This window comes from Bifidobacterium sp. UBA6881, from assembly GCA_002451435.1.
Taxonomy (GTDB): domain Bacteria; phylum Actinomycetota; class Actinomycetes; order Actinomycetales; family Bifidobacteriaceae; genus Bifidobacterium.
Genome location: DKCF01000088.1, coordinates 15,309 through 16,520 on the forward strand (window position 1 = coordinate 15,309; position 1,212 = coordinate 16,520).

Consider the following 1,212-nt stretch of genomic DNA (forward strand, 5'->3'; position numbering starts at 1 on the left):
GATGGTCAGTGCCTCAGGAAAACAACCTTCGTATGCCTATCATGGTGGGCATGACCATCACGCTCATCGACGAGGCGCACTACGACGCCGAAATGACGCATACGGTGCTCCCCGCGCTGGAATCCTGCATGACGGAAGGCTGGATGGATCCCGCCACCGTCGATTGGGGCGGCAACGCGCTGCCTGAGCTGAAGCGTCCCGGAAAGCTGCATTACTACTGCTACGACGCCCACCGATTCGACGCGCTTCGCGAGGACGGCGCCACCGCGGTGTTCCGCGGCGCGGTCGTGATCTCGCACGGATTCACCGAATTCGGACGCAAATACAGCGAGATGGTCTGGTATTTCCTGCTTTCCGGCTATTCCGTATGCGTGTTCGAACATCGCGGCCACGGCCATTCCACGCACGACATGGCGAACCCGAATCTCGTATGGATCGATGATTGGCGCCGGTACGTCGCCGATTTCGCCACGTTCGCCAGCACCGTGGCGCGTGAATACGCATGCGGCAAGCCGATGGACCTGTACTGCCATTCGATGGGAGGCGGCATCGGCGCGGCCGTGCTGGAACGGTATCCGTCGCTGTTCGACAAGGCCGTGCTGTCCGCGCCGATGATCGCCCCGGCGGTCGGCATGCCGACATGGATCGCGCGCACCGTGGTCGGATTGCTGTGCGCGCTGGGATTCGGCAGATCACGGGTGTTCGGCCATGAGGATTTTTCGGAAAAACTCGATATGAAGGCGCATAAGGGCGCTTCCGAGGCGCGCATCCGCTGGTTCCACGAACAACGTCTGGCCGACGTCTCCTGCCGGACCAACGCGGCCACGTTCGCATGGGCCGATCAGGCGATGGCATTGTCGCGCGCGGTGCTGAAGCCCGATATGTGCGGCGCGATCGAAACGCCGGTGCTGCTGTTCCAGGCGGGACGTGACGTGTGGGTGCTCAACGAGCCGCAGGACGATTTCATCGAACGCGTGCTGGAAGGCGGCGGAACCATTGAGAAAATCCGTTACGACCAGTCGCTGCATGAGATCTTCTCGATGCCGAACAATGTCATGAGGCCGTATGTGGACAGCATCCTCGATTTTCTTGGTGCGCCCGGCGAAAGCCTTTCGGAGATGTGATTATTCACGGTCGCGCGGATGAGGCGTGCCGGTGTCGGCGTCCCGCCCGGCGAACGGTTCTTCTGGCGGATGGTTCTTTCGGCGGATG

General features: G+C 61.7%; 1 protein-coding gene. It reads left to right on the plus strand.

Translation table 11 applies throughout. The features are described from left to right. Window positions 1-50 precede the first annotated feature (50 nt). Window positions 51-1,124, plus strand: coding sequence for an alpha/beta fold hydrolase (locus B3C64_RS06915; RefSeq protein ID WP_291534664.1), 1,074 nt, complete (start codon window positions 51-53; stop codon window positions 1,122-1,124). Window positions 1,125-1,212: the final 88 nt, after the last annotated feature.